General features: G+C 60.4%; 14 protein-coding genes and 1 other RNA gene. 13 read left to right on the forward strand and 2 right to left on the reverse strand.

The features are described from left to right. Positions 1 to 62: 62 nt before the first annotated feature. Positions 63 to 1061, reverse strand: a complete 999-nt coding sequence (locus tag DWZ15_RS05645) for an AraC family transcriptional regulator (protein WP_158572506.1) — start codon at positions 1059 to 1061, stop codon at positions 63 to 65. A gap of 120 nt (positions 1062 to 1181) precedes the next feature. Here DWZ15_RS05645 and DWZ15_RS05650 point away from each other — a divergent pair, with 120 nt between their 5' ends. The 6 genes from DWZ15_RS05650 (at position 1182) to DWZ15_RS05670 (ending at position 8307) form a co-directional block, all read left to right on the forward strand. Next, positions 1182 to 3008: an ABC transporter ATP-binding protein gene (locus tag DWZ15_RS05650; protein WP_118449893.1), complete on the forward strand. Its 1827-nt coding sequence runs from the start codon at positions 1182 to 1184 to the stop codon at positions 3006 to 3008. Then, positions 3009 to 4766, forward strand: a complete 1758-nt coding sequence (locus DWZ15_RS05655; protein ID WP_118449895.1) for an ABC transporter ATP-binding protein — start codon at positions 3009 to 3011, stop codon at positions 4764 to 4766. It begins immediately after the preceding gene. A gap of 196 nt (positions 4767 to 4962) precedes the next feature. After that, complete coding sequence (locus DWZ15_RS05660; protein ID WP_055250999.1) at positions 4963 to 5208, forward strand: DUF6110 family protein; 246 nt, start codon at positions 4963 to 4965, stop codon at positions 5206 to 5208. Between the two features lie 78 nt (positions 5209 to 5286). Further along, positions 5287 to 7302, forward strand: coding sequence for a heavy metal translocating P-type ATPase (locus DWZ15_RS05665; protein WP_233544645.1), 2016 nt, complete (start codon positions 5287 to 5289; stop codon positions 7300 to 7302). Between the two features lie 139 nt (positions 7303 to 7441). Continuing rightward, positions 7442 to 7795, forward strand: coding sequence for a hypothetical protein (locus tag DWZ15_RS10495; RefSeq protein WP_158572507.1), 354 nt, complete (start codon positions 7442 to 7444; stop codon positions 7793 to 7795). Continuing rightward, a complete protein-coding gene (locus DWZ15_RS05670) occupies positions 7792 to 8307 on the forward strand; it encodes a PIN domain-containing protein (RefSeq protein ID WP_158572508.1) in 516 nt (171 codons plus the stop codon). The genes DWZ15_RS10495 and DWZ15_RS05670 overlap by 4 nt, the downstream gene beginning before the upstream one ends. A gap of 58 nt (positions 8308 to 8365) precedes the next feature. On the opposite strand, the gene DWZ15_RS05675 is transcribed toward DWZ15_RS05670, so the two are convergent. Further along, positions 8366 to 8800 (reverse strand): hypothetical protein, encoded by a 435-nt coding sequence (locus DWZ15_RS05675; RefSeq protein ID WP_118449901.1) that lies wholly within the window; start codon positions 8798 to 8800, stop codon positions 8366 to 8368. A gap of 239 nt (positions 8801 to 9039) precedes the next feature. Here DWZ15_RS05675 and ssrA point away from each other — a divergent pair. The 7 genes from ssrA (at position 9040) to nagB (ending at position 14934) form a co-directional block, all read left to right on the forward strand. After that, positions 9040 to 9403, forward strand: a transfer-messenger RNA (tmRNA) gene (ssrA, locus tag DWZ15_RS05680). Positions 9404 to 9988: 585 nt separating this feature from the next. Beyond that, entirely contained in the window at positions 9989 to 10867 is an 879-nt protein-coding gene (locus DWZ15_RS05685) for a patatin family protein (RefSeq protein WP_118449903.1), read from the forward strand. Between the two features lie 194 nt (positions 10868 to 11061). Next, the gene (gene rplM / locus DWZ15_RS05690) at positions 11062 to 11505 is read left to right on the forward strand and encodes a 50S ribosomal protein L13 (protein WP_022094635.1); all 444 of its coding nucleotides are present in this window, start codon (positions 11062 to 11064) and stop codon (positions 11503 to 11505) included. 2 nt (positions 11506 to 11507) lie between these two features. Then, complete coding sequence (rpsI, locus tag DWZ15_RS05695; protein ID WP_022094634.1) at positions 11508 to 11903, forward strand: 30S ribosomal protein S9; 396 nt, start codon at positions 11508 to 11510, stop codon at positions 11901 to 11903. 123 nt (positions 11904 to 12026) lie between these two features. Then, positions 12027 to 13364, forward strand: coding sequence for a phosphoglucosamine mutase (gene glmM / locus DWZ15_RS05700; RefSeq protein WP_118449905.1), 1338 nt, complete (start codon positions 12027 to 12029; stop codon positions 13362 to 13364). 71 nt (positions 13365 to 13435) lie between these two features. Next, positions 13436 to 13933, forward strand: a complete 498-nt coding sequence (locus DWZ15_RS05705; protein ID WP_117563620.1) for a PTS glucose transporter subunit IIA — start codon at positions 13436 to 13438, stop codon at positions 13931 to 13933. 272 nt (positions 13934 to 14205) lie between these two features. Next, entirely contained in the window at positions 14206 to 14934 is a 729-nt protein-coding gene (gene nagB / locus DWZ15_RS05710) for a glucosamine-6-phosphate deaminase (protein ID WP_055251013.1), read from the forward strand. Positions 14935 to 15053: the final 119 nt, after the last annotated feature.

Genomic DNA, 15053 nt, shown 5'->3' on the forward strand with positions numbered 1-15053 from the left:
CCTGGGTGAGCTGACGGGCGGCGGCTAATTAATCGCTCCGTTACGGCCAGGGAGCTTGGGCCTTAGCGATGCTTGCTTCGCCAAGCCGTGGGTGTCATGCCGGTGTGTTGTTTGAAGGCTTGGGCGAAGGCGGCCTGCTGAGGGTAGCCTAGAAGCTCTGCCACCTGCGCTATCGTGAGCGAGCTATCGGCCAAAAGGTCCTGTGCTCGCTCCATGCGGCGTCTGCGAATGTAGGCGCCCAGGGACTCGCCGGTTTGGGCCTTAAAGGTGGCGCATAGTTTGGAGCGGCTTGTGTAGAGCCTCTCGGCCACCTCGTTGACACCCACACGCCTGCCTTTGTCGAGCGCGCGCTCAATCATTGCCGCCGCTTCCTCGGCAATGGTCACGCTGGCGCGTGTGTCTGCCGCCTGCCGCGCCTGCTTGTGGGCCGCGCGCGAACAGGCGAGCTCCGCGACCATGGTCTCCACGATGCCTTGCATATAGACGTGTCCGCCTACGGTGCGGGCGCGTTCCTCGTTAATCCTGCGCAACGTGTGGCAGATGGCAGACGTCGCCTCCTCGTGCCATGGCTCGGCAAACGCCTCAAAGACTCCCGCGAACTCAGTGGGATACCGATGCTCCAGCTCGTCAAAATACCCGGGTAAAAAGAGCACCGAGCGCGAGTGATAAAGCTGCCCTGCAAATAGCGGGCTTAACTCCTCGCCGCAGCTATCTTGGATAAAGCTGCACACGGCATTGTTCGGCCACGGTCCATGCAGCGGCTTGAGGTTCGCAGGCGTTATGCCGGCTTCGGGCATGCACATGAGCGTGGGCGCGCTGACCTCGCTCACGCACGCGTACGGTTCGGGCGTGTATTCGGCTAGCTGCATGTTGTGCGTCGGGGTAATGAAATGCTCCATGACGATGCAGGTGGGGGAAAGGGGCATGATCCATGCGCGTCCGTGTGCCCGATCGTTTGCCACCTCGCCGGTAAAGACGGCGCCCTTGCCGGAAAGCTGCAGACCAAACTGCTCAAACTGCGGTGCGTAGAGCTCGGTTATATCGGTTGCTGCCCGCCGCATTTTCAAAAGCGTCCCCTTCATTTGCGAAAACGTCCACGCCTGGCCCAATTGTGTGCCCTGGCTAACACGCCCATGATAAGTTTCTTACGGTTAACTCTCAAGCCGTTAGAAAGGAATCTCATGGCAAAGGGATCAAAAAAGGAAGGCGGCGGCATCGGCGAGCTACTTGCATATGCCGGTGACCGTAAATTCCTAACGTATTTGGGCATGGCCCTCTCGGCGTTCTCGCAGCTGTTGAGCTTTGGCCCGTACGTGTGCATCTGGCTTGTTGCGCGAGACCTGATTGCCGTGGCGCCCAACTGGAGCGAGGCCGCCGACATCGCGATGTATGGTTGGTGGGCTGTTGGTTTTGCCCTGGCAAGCATCGTGGTCTATTTCGTGGGGCTCATGTGCACGCACCTGTCCGCGTTTCGCTGCGCATCCAATATCCGCAAGGCTACGAGCGAGCATCTGCTTAAGCTGCCGCTCGGCTACTTTGACACGCACGCCACCGGTGAGCTGCGCCGTATCGTAGACGGCTGTGCCGCCTCCACCGAGACGCTGCTCGCGCACATGCTGCCCGATATCGCCGGTGCCACCGCCATGGTCGTGGGCCTGCTTGTGCTGCTATTTGCCCTCGATTGGCGTTTGGGCGCGGCATGCTTAATCTCGGTCGTCGTTTCGTTTTGCGCCATGGCCACCATGATGAGCGGCAAGGGCGCCGAGTTTATGAAGGCTTACATGGGCGCGCTGGTCAAGATGAACAAGACCGGCACCGAATACGTACGCGGCATCCCCGTGGTCAAGGTATTCCAGCAGACGGTCTACTCCTTTAAGGCGTTCCACGATGCGATCGCCGAATACGCCGATATGGCGCAAAACTATGCGGGTACGTTTTGCCGGGGTCCGCAGGTGCTCAACCTTACTGCGCTCAACGGCCTTGTGGCATTTCTTTTGCCTGTGGCGCTGCTGCTGGCGCCGGGCGAGACGGACTTCGCGCACTTTATGGTCAATTTTACGTTTTACGCGATCTTTTCGGCCGTGGTGCCGACGGCCATGACCAAGCTTATGTTTGTGGGCGAGGCGTCTCAGATGAGTGCTGATTCGCTGGCTCGCATCCGAAGCGTTATGGATTCCAAGCAGCTCTCCGTGCCCGCTCAACCCAAGCACCCCGCTGGCAGCGATGTGCGCTTTGAGGACGTGAGCTTTACCTACGAGGGCGCCGAGGCGCCTGCCGTCAACCATGCGAGTTTTAGCGTTCCCGCAGGTAGCACCCTCGCGCTGGTGGGTCCTTCGGGCGGCGGCAAGTCAACCTGCGCCAGCCTGATCCCGCGTTTTTGGGATGTTTCCTTGGGTCGTGTGCTCGTGGGCGGCGTAGACGTTCGCGATATGGATCCGCACGAGCTTATGGACCAGGTCGCCTTCGTGTTCCAGACCAACCAGCTGTTCCGCCAAACACTTGCCGATAACGTGCGCGCCTCCAAGCCTGGAGCCACTGACGACGAAGTGCGCGCGGCCCTCTCCGCGGCCCAGTGCGACGATATCGTGGCCAAGCTCCCGCAGGGCATCAATACCATGCTCGGTGCCGGCGGAGCATATCTTTCGGGCGGCGAGGTCCAGCGCGTGGCACTTGCCCGCGCGATCCTTAAAGACGCGCCTATCGTGGTGCTCGATGAGGCCACGGCGTTTGCGGATCCCGAGAACGAGGCACTCATCCAGCGCGCCTTTAGCAAGCTGGCAGCGGGTCGCACGGTCATTATGATTGCGCACCGACTCTCGACTGTAGTGGGGGCCGACAAGATCGTGGTGCTCAACCAAGGTAGCGTGCAGGAGACTGGCACCCATGCCGAGCTGCTGTCCCAAAACGGCCTGTACGCCAAGATGTGGGCCGAATACGAACAGGCCGCGAGCTGGAAAATCACTGCAGCGACCGCGGATGCCGCCGTCACGAAGGGAGGCGAGGCCTAAATGTTCGCCTCATTCCAAAAGAAGTATTTCCTATCCGATAAAGGCGTCGCCGGCGTAAAACGCGGCATTTTCTGGACCGCGCTCACCAATCTCATTACCATGGCCGGCATGGGCTTATTGTTCCTGGTCATGGCCGGTTTTGTCGAACATCTCGCCACCGGTGCCGACCTGCCGGATGCCCTGCCGATTGTGGGCGGCCTCCTGGTCTTTTTCGTGTTGCTCTTTGCCTCTAACTGGCAGCAGTATTACTACACCTACTGCATCTTTTACGAGGAGTGCGGCAAGCAGCGTATGGAGATTGCCGAGCGCTTGCGCAAGCTGCCGCTGTCGTTTTTTGGCCGTCGTGATCTGGCCGATTTAACCGAGACCATCATGGGCGACGTCCAGGCCATGGAGCACGCCTACAGCCACGTGCTGGGAGAGCTTTGGGGTGCCATCATCGCAAGCGCCATTGTGTTCGTGGCGTCGCTGTTCTTTTGCTGGCAGCTGGCGATCGCGGCGTTTTGGAGCGTGCCCGTGGCCTTTGCCGTGCTGTATCTGACACGCGGCCCCATGACCCCGGTGTTCGACCATGTGCGCGCCGAGAAGGTCAAGGTTACCGAGGCGATCCAGGAGACGCTCGACTGCGTGCGCGAGATCCGCGCCACCAACCAGGAGGCTCATTATCTTGAGGGGCTCAACGCCGTGATCGATGCCGAGGAGCGCGAGACCACCAAAGGCGAGCTCGCCAATGGGCTTTTGGTCAACTCCGCCTTTGCCATCCTGCGCTTGGGGATTGCCACCACGTTGGTCACGGGCGCTGCGATGGTCGCCTCCGGCCAGGTCGACTTTTTGATGATGTTTGCCTTCCTGCTTATGGTGAGCCGCACCTATGCGCCCTTTGATCAGGCGCTGATGCTGATGTCCGAGCTGTTTGCCGCCGAGTCGTCGGCCAAGCGCATGCGTACCATCATGGAAGAGCCCGTGGCGCGGGGCAGCGAGCAGTTTGAGCCCGTAGGCCACGATGTGGTGTTCGATCACGTGGCATTTGGCTATGGTGCGGGCGAGGACGGCCGCGCCGGCGAGAAAGTTCTTACCGATGTGAGCTTTACCGCCAAGGAAGGCGAGGTCACGGCACTGGTCGGTCCTTCGGGCTCCGGTAAGTCCACGGTGAGCCGCCTGGCCGCGCGCTTTTGGGACGCCACCGAAGGCACGGTCACCGTGGGCGGCGTGGATGTTGCGAGCGTGGATCCCGAGGTGTTGCTGCGCGACTACGCCATTGTGTTCCAAGACGTGCTGCTCTTTGACGACACGGTGATGGGAAACATCCGTCTTGGTCGTCGCGATGCCACCGATGAGGAAGTGCTTGCTGCCGCGCGTGCCGCCAACTGCGACGAGTTTGTGAGCCGCATGCCGCAGGGCTATGACACCATGATCGGCGAGAACGGCTCCAAGCTGTCCGGCGGAGAGCGCCAGCGCATTTCCATCGCCCGAGCGCTGCTCAAAGACGCGCCTATCGTGCTGTTGGACGAGGCGACGGCGAGTTTGGATGTGGAGAACGAGACCGTGGTACAGCAGGCACTCTCCCGTCTGCTTACAGGTAAGACGGTTATCGTTATTGCCCACCGTATGCGTACGGTAGAAAATGCCGACAAAATCGTTGTACTCAAGGATGGTGTGGTTGCCGAGCAGGGCACTCCGGCGCAGCTCAAGGCGGCAGGTGGAGAATTCGCCCGCATGGTCGCGCTGCAAAAGGAAGCAGCTACCTGGCAGCTGTAAGAATGTGACAAAGGGATAGTCCCTTTGTCACATTGACAATCGGTTACTCCGCATCGTTAATTTTCAAAAGGTTAGCCATGGCTGACCTAGATAGTTAGATAGAATTAAGGTATTTCAAAAGCGTGCTCGAGCTAACTAATGAACTCGGGTGCTAAGGCACCATGCCGCGCCCCATGCGGCAAAAGGGAGAAGTAACATGAAGAAGTCGACGTTTAACACCCTGCTTGTTGGTGGCGGTTTTCTGCTTGGTACGGCTGGCATCAAGCTGCTCACCAGCGCTCCGGTAAAGAACGCCTGCGTGCAGGGTATCGCGTGCGGCATGCGCATCAAGAACGGCTACCAGGACATGGTCGAGCAGGCCAAGGCTAATGTCGACGACATGGTTGCCGAGGCGGCCTACATCACCCAGAGCGAGGCCGCTGCTGACGAGGCAGCCGAGTAACGCTCCCAGGCACAAACTATGAGATTCTCGATTATCAGCGAGATCCCCGGCAGGACCCGTCTTCAATTGGCGGGTCCTGTGCCAGAGAGCGATCTCGATGCACTTCTTAAGCTCAGCGGCGATATCGACGGCGTGCACAAGGTGCGCGTATATGGCCGTATTGGCCAGATGGCGCTCGAATACGACGAGCCACGTCGCGCGAGCGTGCTCGACGCCTTGGGCGCACTCGATGCTCAAGCTATCGCCGATGCCAAGTCGGGCTATGTGATGCAGCTTGAGCCGCGCAAGCACAAACTCGTTATGGACCTGGCGACACTCGTCGGCGCCCACTACGCGCGCCGCTGGTTCTTGCCAACGCCTCTGCGTGCGGTGTTTGTCGTGGCCGGTTACATGGCATTTTTGCGCGCTGCCCTTCATGAGCTGGCGCAGCCGCGCCTGACCGTTCCCGTGCTCGACGCTTCGGCCATCGGCATTTCGTTCGTCAAGCGTGATGTCGACACCGCGGGCCAGACAATGTTCCTGCTCAACGTGGGCGAGCTGCTCGAGGACTACACCCGCGCCATGAGCGAAAACGAGCTCATCAACTCGCTGCTCGATGTACCCGACAAGGCGCAAAAGGTCGTCGGCGATACCGAGGTAAGCGTTGCTGCGACCGAGCTCGAGCCCGGCGATCTGGTCGCCGTGCGCACTGGCATGTCCATTTGCATCGACGGTGTTGTCGAGCAGGGGAGCGCCATGGTCAACCAGGCGACCCTGACCGGCGAGCCGCTTGCCGTCGAGCGCAGCGTGGGCGACGACGTGTTCGCCGGCACCGTCGTGGAGGACGGCAGCATCTTGGTGCGTGTGCGCGCCAATACGGCGCAAACCAAACTGCGCTCAATTGTCTCGCTCGTGCAGACGGCCGACTCGCTCAAGTCCGAGGGCCAGTCGCATATGGAGGACCTTGCCAACAAGATCGTCCCGTGGAACTTCTTGCTCGCGGGCCTTGTCGCTCTCACCACGCGCAGCCTTATCAAGACCTCGGCGGCGCTGATGGTCGACTACTCGTGCGCACTCAAGCTCACGGGTTCCGTCGCCGTCATGACCGCCATGAGCGATGCCGCCAAGATGGGCGTCATGGTCAAGGGCGCGAAGTACTTTGAGTCGTTTGCCAAGGCCGACACCATTGTGTTTGATAAGACCGGCACGCTGACCGAGGCGCAGCCGCGCCTGGCTTGTGTGCTGACGACCGACGGCTGGAGCGAGGACGAGGTCCTGCGCCTTTCTGCCTGCCTGGAGGAGCATTTCCCGCATCCTGTGGCGCGTGCCGTGGTCAACGCCGCCCGCGAGCGCGGGCTCGAGCACCGAGAGCGCCATGCCGCCGTCGAGTACATCGTGGCGCACGGCATCGCTTCGTCCATCGAGGGGCGTCGCGCGATTATCGGCTCGGCACACTTTGTGTTTGAAGACGAGAGCGCGCAGCTCGATTCCGACATTAAGGAGCGCATTGAGTCCCAGATGCAGGGCCTGTCGCCGCTGTATCTGGCGGTCGATGGAAAGGTCGTCGGCGTGCTCGGCATCGAAGATCCGCTCAAGGCCGGGGTCCGCGAGGCCATTGCCGACCTGCATGCGCTGGGCGTCAAGCACGTGGTCATGCTCACGGGTGACTCCGAGCGCACGGCCGAGCGCATCGCGCGCGAGGCGGGTGTCGACGAGTTTAAGGCCGAACTGCTGCCCGAGGACAAGTACGCCTATGTGGAGCGCATTAAGAGCGAGGGGCGCCATGTTGCCATGGTGGGCGACGGCGTCAACGATTCGCCGGCGCTGGGCCTGGCCGACGTGGGCTTGGCCATGGGCGGCGGAAGCGACATCGCCAAGGAGGTCGCCGATATCATCCTGACCGATACGGATCTTGCCGCAATCGTGCGCCTGCGCCGCATGAGTCAGGGCCTCATTGATCGTCTGACGAGCTCCTACTCTAAGGTGATGCTCACCAACTCAGCGCTCTTGGCGCTGGGGATCACCGGCGCGATTACCCCGCAGGCGTCGTCGCTGCTGCACAACGGCTCGACGATTGCCTACAGCCTGAGCAACGCGAAGGCTTACCTGCGTTAGCGTTTTCGATTGAGTAAATGGCCTGCACCCTGACGACACCGCAGCCGCCAGGGTGCAGGCCTTCTTTTGTTTGACGAGATGTTAGCTCGGATATATGCTCGTGCTAGCAGAGCTAGCAAATGCTGAAGGTGAGGTTGAGATGGCTACCGTTGGCAGCATGGCGCAGGTGAATGTTCGCGTAGATCGCTCGGTTAAAGAGCGCGCCGAGGAAGCGCTGCGGCTTTCGGGCGGAACGCTGCCCGAACTCATCAAAAAGGTCGTGGCCAAGGTTGCGCAGGGTGGCGGGCAGTGCGAGGAAGTGCTTGCGGCCGTCGACGACCGGCAGCAGACCGTCGCGCCCGATACGCCGTTCGCCGCATCATGGGCGGCGGCGGATCAGCTTTACACGGCCCTGGGCATCGCAACGTCGCCCGTATCCGACGATCGCGATTGGGACACAATCTATTCCGAAGCCATGGACGAGTGCTATCGCCAAAAGGGGATGATCCTGTGAGCGGAGCCCCTCTTAAGATCATGGTGGATGCCAACGTTTGGGTCGATTCGTTTTGCGTCGACCATGCCGAGTCGCTTGCCGCGCGTGCGTTTATTGGGCAGGCGGCGGAGACGGGGGCATTGCTGTTCTTTCCGGTGCATATCGCCAAGGACGTGCTGTACGTTGTCCAACACGAGCTCAAGCGTAGCGTTCTTGCCGGCGGGGGAGCGCTCGACGAGGCATCTGCCCGTGCAATTGGCGATGCGGCGCTGGCGTTTGTTCGGAACATGACCGAAAACGCCACGGCCGTGGGCGCAGATGCGTCGGACCTTTGGCTGGCCGACAAATACTTAGCGCTCCATCGCGATTACGAGGACAACTTGGTACTCGCCGCATGCAAACGCGCCCAGGTTGATTACTTGGTAACTAACGATCGCAAACTGCTCGAGCATGCCGATCTTGCAGCAAAGACACCTCGTCAAATGATGCCGATTCTTGCTTTGGCTGAACGCGGCGGCGCGGCTATCGGTTGACGCGAACTGTTTGCGGGCCTCTTGGATGACGATGCACCAAGGGGCCCGCGTCTGCTATTTACAAAAGCTCGGCCTTAATGGCGGGACTTTCTGCGAGCTGCTCGACTGCCTTTTCGTCGGAGCTGTCGAGTGCTGCCAGACTGCGGTAGACCCACTCGTTGACCTGGGTGTTCTTGACGCCTGCGGTCTGCATAAGGGCGCCTACCTCGCGGATTGCTGCGAACAGATCGGCCTTGGGACCCGCGAGCTCGACCTCGATGCCGTGGTAGGCGGCCACGCCGCGGTTCTCACTCACGTGGTCGATAAAGCCCTCGACGGTCTCAAGCTGCTGGGCGAGAGCTGCATCATCGTCAACGTCCAGCGCAACGAGTGCGTTCGATACCGTGAGGGCGGGATGTCCGCAGGGGACAAAGCCCTCGATGACATCCATAGCTTCGGTAATGGTTGCGCCCAGGCCTGCGAGGGCATTGACGAGTTGCTGCTTGGTATCCATAACGGTCCTTTCGACGGGTCAATGTTGCTTGGCGAAAATATACGTGACGCGATCGGTAACAAAAGTGCGAAGTGCGGCGCACATTGGGGTCTTCACAGCTCGTGCATAGAACAGCTGTCCGCTTTCAGAACGTGGTAAGATAACACTCCACAAGCGGGGCTCGCCCCGTATGTTCCTTGAAAAGTCGACGGGTGTTGGGTGCTTGCGTGCCCAATGCCATCCAGACTTTCCCGACATTCGGGGGCGACTGGTTTCGACACGATAGCTCTGAGAGAGGAAGCAAGCCGAGGTCTCCTCGCCTCGTTAAACAGGGGTACCGTCAAATTGAATTGACAACAACTCTTCTTTTGAGCCTATGGCTCTCGCTGCTTAGTTTATAGCGGCGCGTCAACCCGGTGATTTCCCCGACACCGGCGCGACGTCATTTTAGGGGAATGCTCCTGCGCACGTAATCGGTATGGCGCAGGCTAAGACCGAACCGGTTAGGACGCCGCGAGCGTGTCGCTGCGCGCAAAGCGTCCGAGACAAAACCAGCGACTGAGCTTGGAGATGCCAATCAGGGGGCTTTCGTGGACCGGAGTTCGATTCTCCGCGCCTCCACCATACGTAACAGGCAGGTAGATACTTATATCTACCTGCCTTTTTATTTCCAGTTCGTACCGCGGAGAATCGAACTCTGTGCAGGGCGCGAGCGTTAAGCAAACGCGAAGCGTTTGTAGCGAGCGGGCGAGGACGCCGGCGGGCGGCCGAAGCCGGTGCGGATTTGCGAAGCAAATACGCGGATTCTCCGCGCAAAGCTTCAACCCTATGCAGATGCGATGCCGATCGGACTGCAGCCTGCCATGCCCCGCATCAACGTCGCCCCAGGCGGAAAATCCATCCCAGAATTCCGGTTCAGACTGGGATGCGGTTTCCGGATGACGTTTCAAGCGGAAACCGCATCCCGGAATCGACGCTCGGAATGGGATTCATTTTCCGGATGGCGCCTCAAGCGGAAACTGCAACCCGGAATCCGCGCTCAGAACGGGTCGCGCTTTCCCAACGGCGGTCCAAGCGGAAAGCGCATCCCGTAATCCCGCCTCAAACTGGGACGCACTTTCCGCTGCACCTGCCGCCTCGAAAAACCTGCGCGCCCTCCATTCCAAAACTGGGTAGAAGAAAGCCAAAACGCAATCGCAGGAGGTCAATATGACTGCAGAAGATAAGGCAAAGAACGCCGGCAAGGTCGCGCTCGTCTTGGAGGGTGGCAGTTTTCGTGGGCAGTTTACCGCCGGCGTGCTCGACGTTCTCATGGAGGCCGGTGTTGAAATTCCGGCGGTGTACGGCGTTTCGGCCGGTGCGCTCAACGGCGTCAACTACAAGTCGCACCAGATCGGTCGCACCAACCGAGTCAATTTGACCTTCTGCAACGACAGCCGCTACATGGGCGCCGCGTCGTTTGCGTCCACGGGTTCCATCGTGGGTTACGACTTTATCTTCATCGACGTCCAGGACCGCCTGGATCCTTTTGATAACGAGACGTTCGACGCCAGCCCTATCGAGATGTACGCCGTCGCGACGGACATGCTGTTTGGAACCGCTGCCTACCTGCCGGTCAAAAGCGCCGTGCTCGACCTCGACGCCGTGCGCGCCTCGACGTCGCTGCCGCTGGTGACGCCGCCGGTCGAGATTGACGGGCACAAATACGTCGACGGCGGCGTGGCCGATTCGGTTCCTATCGAGCATGTGCTCGAGGAGGCGGGCTTCGACCGTGCGGTCGTCATCGTCACCCAGGACCGCTCGTATGAGAAAAAGCCCTACGAGTTTTTGCCGGCGGCGCGCGCCCGTTATGCTGACTACCCCTATCTGCTCGAGGCTATCGAGACGCGCCACGACCGCTATAACCTCCAGCGCATGCACCTGTGGAAGTATGAGCGCGATGGCCGCGCGTTGGTCGTCGCTCCGCAAAAGCCGGTCGAGGTCGGCCATGTCGAGCACGATCCGGCAAAGCTTTTGGACCTGTATATCCAGGGCCGTCAGGAGGCAAAGCGCCTGCTCGCGGAAATCCAAGAGTTCGTTGAGCGCTAGCGACGGCGAACCCTCAAAAAATGACAACAGCTAAAGAGTTGGAAAAATCACGGCTCGTGGATGACATGTGCAGAAACTCTGGTCGGAGCCAAAATACCTGTTGACTCGTACGGCGAGCGGGGTAATATGGACGGGTTACTTGCAGAGCCCCGTGAATCTCTGTAACAACACGTACTGTACATGGAGGAGTCTAAGTGATTTCGAAATCGACTCACTACGCCAAGCAGGGCGAGGTCCAGCGCAACTGGGTTCTCGTCGACGCCGATGGTGCTGTCCTGGGCCGTCTTGCCACCCAGATCGCAATGATCCTGCGCGGTAAGAACAAGCCCCAGTTCACGCCCAACAGCGACTGCGGCGACTTCGTTGTCGTCATCAACGCCGATAAGGTCCAGCTTACCGGTAACAAGGCCGACACGAAGACCTATTATCGCCACAGCGGCTACAACGGCGGCCTCAAGGCTGAGAGCTTCCGCCAGGCTATGGAGAAGCACCCGGAGAAGGTCATCGAGCGCGCCGTTCGCGGTATGCTGCCCAAGACCACCCTCGGCCGTGCCCAGATGACCAAGCTTAAGGTCTACGCTGGTGCCGAGCATCCGCATGCTGCCCAGAACCCCACGAAGATTGAGCTGGAGGCTTAAAGATGGCTGAGAACACCGTTGTCTACCAGGGTACCGGCCGTCGTAAGAACGCCGTCGCCCGCGTCCGTCTCGTCCCCGGCACCGGCAAGGTGACCATCAACAAGCGTGACGCCGAGCAGTATTTCGGCCGTCATCAGCTCGTTGAGAACGCCCTTGCTCCCTTCAAGGTGACCGACACCGCCGGTCAGTTCGACGTTATCGCTCTGTGCGATGGCGGCGGCATCTCCGGTCAGTCCGGCGCTCTGCGCCTGGGCATCGCTCGCGCTCTTCTGAACGCTGGCGACTACCGTGCTGACCTCAAGAAGGCCGGTTTCCTTACGCGCGATGCTCGCGTGGTCGAGCGCAAGAAGTACGGCCTCAAGAAGGCCCGCCGCGCTCCCCAGTTCTCCAAGCGCTAAGGTTTTATCTCCTTACGAGATACAATGTACAAGCGGGGCCTGCCGATTCCTCGGCGGGTCCCGCTTTTCTTTTTCGACTAGGGTGGGCGGTTGCATATCGCCTGCTAGGGAAGGAGCGATCCTATGCCCCAGAACATCTTCGGTACCGACGGCGTCCGTGGCGTCGCCAATGCCGACCTCTCGTGCGACCTCGCGTTTCGCCTGGGCCGCGCGGCGACCAAGTTCCTTGGTCCGGATATCTGCGTCGGCCGCGACACGCGTCTTTCGGGCACCATGCTCGAGAGCGCTCTGACCGCCGGCATTATGGCCGAGGGCGGCCGTCCGCACTGCTGCGGCGTTATCCCTACGCCGGCCGTGGCGCTGCTCACCGTCCAAAATGAGCTCGACGGTGGCATCGTCATCTCCGCTTCGCACAATCCGCCGGAGTTCAACGGCATCAAGTTCTTTAGCCGCAAGGGCATGAAGCTTCCCGATGCTGTCGAGGAAGAGATCAGCGCCTGGGTCATGTCCGAGGAGGCCATGGCTGCCGACACGCTGCCGACCGGCGCCGGTGTGGGTCACATCATCAAGATGAAAGACGCCCGCAAGGCCTATGTCGATCATGCCATCAGCACGCTCGACGGCCTTAAGCTCGATGGCCTGGTTGTTGCCGTCGACTGCGGCCACGGTGCTTCCTGCCAGACCACGCCCGCTGCGCTGCAGCGCCTGGGCGCCACGGTCCATGCCATCAACACCGATTACTGCGGCACCGACATTAACGTTGAGTGCGGCTCCACTCACCTTGAGCCCCTGCGCGAGCTCGTGCTGCGCGCCCACGCCGATATCGGCCTGGCCCACGACGGCGACGCCGACCGCGTGCTGTTCGTCGACGGCGAGGGCAATGAGATCGACGGTGACTACATCCTGGCTATCTGCGGTTCTGACCTCGCCGCCCGCGGCAAGCTCGCCAACTCCGAGATTGTCTCGACCGTCATGTGCAACCTTGGCTTCTCCATCGCTATGAAGGAGCAGGGCTTCGAAATGGTTCAGACCGCCGTGGGTGACCGCTACGTTTTGGAGCGCATGCTCGCGGATGGCGCCGTCATCGGCGGCGAACAGTCCGGCCACATCATCTTCCTGGAGCACAACACCACCGGTGACGGCCTGGTGACGGCTCTGCAGCTGCTGGCCGTGCTCAAGCGCACCGGTCGTACCCTCACCGATCTTGCCGGCATCATGAAGAAGTACCCGCAGGTACTCGTCAACGTGCATTCCGACAACAAGGCCGGCCTGGACGATTGCCAGCCCATTTGGGACGCCGTCGCTGCCGCCGAGAAGGAGCTTGACGGCCGCGGCCGCATTCTGGTGCGCCCGAGCGGTACCGAGCCGCTGGTCCGCGTGATGGCCGAGGCCGAGACGCACGAGCTCACTCAGCGTGTTGTCGACGACATCGTCGAGGTTGTCAAGCGCGAACTTCCCTAATGGTCAAAAACGGGTGCCAAGTGGTAAACTGTTAAAGCTATTTTGATTGATTGGTATGTCCGAGGGGGAGCATGTTCACTAAAGTCCTAAGGTCTTTTGGTATGCGTGGACGAGTTCTTACGCTGGATGCTCCCATCTCGGGCGACGTCATTCCGTTGTCCGAGGTCAATGACCAGACATTTGCCACCGGCCTTTTGGGCCAGGGCGTGGCGATTCAGCCTACCGGCACGCGTGTGATTGCGCCGGCAGACGCCAAGGTCGAGGCCATTTTTCCCACGGGTCACGCCGTTGCGCTCAACACGGTCGATGGCCTAGACGTGCTCATCCACGTTGGTTTGGACACTGTTCAGCTTGAGGGCAAGCATTTTAGCGTGCATGCACAGGTGGGCGATGTCGTCCATAAGGGTGACGTGCTCATCGAGTTCGATCGCGAGGCAATTGCTGCCGAGGGCTACGATGTGACGGTCCCCATCTTGGTGTGCAACTCCGTTGAGTTCTCGAGTATCAAGGGCTCCGTTGGTGCGCATGTCGAAGAGATGGACCAGCTCATCGTTGCTCGCGAGCGCTAGCAAGTGCACGTGGCCATTAGCCTACAATTCAAACACGTTTATGGAGGGCGCCCTTGAAAGAGGGCGCCCTCCGTGGCAAGATGGGATTTGTCCGAAGCTAAACGGCTTTGGGTCACCGTGGACGGGCAGGGGCCTCGACGCGGCTAGACACGAGACACATACATTACGCGACCTCGCCCTGGTGGCCGCACACGTTGGTTGCGGCCGACGCGGGCCGCGGGCAAGTGCTTGTAAGGGGAGCCTTGCCTCTCTTGTACGAGAAAGGACGCGTAATGAAGATCATTAAAGCTAAAGACTACGAGGATATGAGCCGCAAGGCCGCCAATATTATCTCGGCGCAGGTTATCCTCAAGCCCGACTGCGTGTTGGGTCTTGCCACCGGCTCCACCCCGATCGGTGCCTACAAGCAGCTCGCTGCTTGGTACGAGAAGGGCGACGTCGACTTTGCCGAGGTCAGCACCTACAACCTGGACGAGTATCGCGGCCTTTCGCACGACGATCCCCAGAGCTATCACTACTTCATGCGTGAGAACTTCTTCGATCACATCAACATCGACCTGAACAACACGCATGTGCCCGACGGTTCCAACCCCGACGCCGCCGCTGCCTGCTCTGAGTACGACAAGATCGTCGCCGCCGCCGGTTACCCGGATCTGCAGCTGCTCGGCATTGGCAACAACGGCCACATCGGTTTCAACGAGCCCGATGACCACTTCTCCAAGGGCACGCACTGCGTCGACCTCACCGAGAGCACCATTCAGGCCAACAGCCGCCTGTTCGACAGCATCGACGATGTTCCCCGTCAGGCCTACACCATGGGTACCCAGACCATCATGTATGCCCGCATGATCCTAGTCGTCGCCAACGGCGAGGCCAAGGCTCAGGCCGTGCATGACATGTGCTATGGTCCGGTTACGCCCGCGTGCCCGGCTTCGATCCTGCAGCTGCACACCAACTGCGTTGTCGTTGCCGACGAGGCCGCCCTTTCGCTCTGCGAGTAGCGCGAATCCTGCATCTCGACATAGCCTTGCCTAAGGCCTCCGCTTTGCGGGGGCCTTTTTGTTTTTCAAGAGTTTAGTCTGCTGGCCGCGCAGCGCCCAGCTTTAAACCACCCGCTACG

Source organism: Collinsella sp. AF29-7AC (assembly GCF_003475665.1).
Taxonomy (GTDB): Bacteria; Actinomycetota; Coriobacteriia; order Coriobacteriales; family Coriobacteriaceae; genus Collinsella.